Source organism: Marinovum sp. 2_MG-2023 (genome assembly GCF_030548265.1).
Classification (GTDB): Bacteria; Pseudomonadota; Alphaproteobacteria; order Rhodobacterales; family Rhodobacteraceae; genus Marinovum.
Map to the genome: position 1 here is coordinate 1 of NZ_JAUOSD010000072.1, position 1,238 is coordinate 1,238.

Genomic DNA, 1,238 nt, shown 5'->3' on the forward strand with positions numbered 1-1,238 from the left:
TGAGCTACTCCCCATTTGTTGGACAGGATCTGGCGTAAGTTAAGCTACTCTTTGCACCTGCAGATCGGAGTTGGTGGTTTCATTTCGCTGCCAATAGACCACGGCAGGTGGTCGCCCGCCAAGGGCAGAATGCGGGCGCTTTTGGTTGTAGAACTCCATCCATTTCCTCACGCCAGCTTTTGCCTCTGATCCGGTTTCCCAAGCGTGCAGATAGACGCATTCATACTTCAAGGATCGCCAGAGCCGTTCGACGAAGATGTTGTCCAGGAAGCGACCTTTGCCGTCCATCGAGATGCGAACTGCTGACCGCCGTAACCGATCTGTCCACGCAAATGAAGTGAACTGGCTGCCCTGATCCGTGTTCATGATCTCGGGCGGGCCGAACTTATGGATTGCTTCGTTCCACGCTTCGACGCAGAAGTCCGCCTCCAGCGTGTTCGATATGCGCCAGGCCAGCACCTTGCGCGTGTGCCAGTCCATGATTGCGACCAGGTAGAGGAAGCCGCGCCGCATGGGGAGATAGGTGATGTCGGCGCACCAAACCTGATTGGGCCGATCCACCCGCAAGCCACGCAACAGGTAGGGGTAAATCTTGTGGCCCTTTGCCGCCTTGCTGGTATTTGGCTTTTGATAGATCGGCATGAGGCCCATCAACCGCATAAGTCGGCGGATGCGCTTCTCATTCACCAGATGCCCGTCATTGCTCAGGTGCCAGGTCATCTGGCGCACGCCATAAAACGGCGTTTCCAGGAATTGTTTGTCGATCAGGCGCATCAGATCAAGGTTCATTTCCGTCTCGCCTTTCGGCTCATAGTAGAACGACGACCGCGAGATCGACAGCAGCTTGCACTGCTTACCAACGGACAAGCCCGGCAGGTTCGGTTCAATCATTTTGCGCCTCACTTGCCGGTCCAAGGTTTGAGCTTTCTGGCCAAAAAATCGTTGGCGACGGCCAACTCCCCAATCTTGGCATGCAAATCTTTGACCTGCTCTTCATCGAAGTCCGGTGCCTTCCGGCCGCCCCGCTCAAAAACGCCAGACGCGCCTTCAAGAAGGGCACGCTTCCATTGATGGATCATCGTCGCCTCTCGGTGTTTGCGAAGCAAACACCTGCCGGTAACAGATGCACCCCAAACCGACTTGCCAGCTCACTGACTGTTTCTTCGCCTTTCAGCGCTTCCAATGCGACCTTGGCCTTGAACTCTGGGTGATGTTGCTTCCGTTTAGACATACCTGAT

At 55.4% G+C, this 1,238-nt stretch carries 1 pseudogene; it reads right to left on the minus strand.

Annotation, left to right across the window (positions count from 1 at the left end):
- Positions 1-39 precede the first annotated feature (39 nt).
- Positions 40-1,231: pseudogene (locus Q4577_RS23640) on the minus strand (IS3 family transposase).
- Positions 1,232-1,238: the final 7 nt, after the last annotated feature.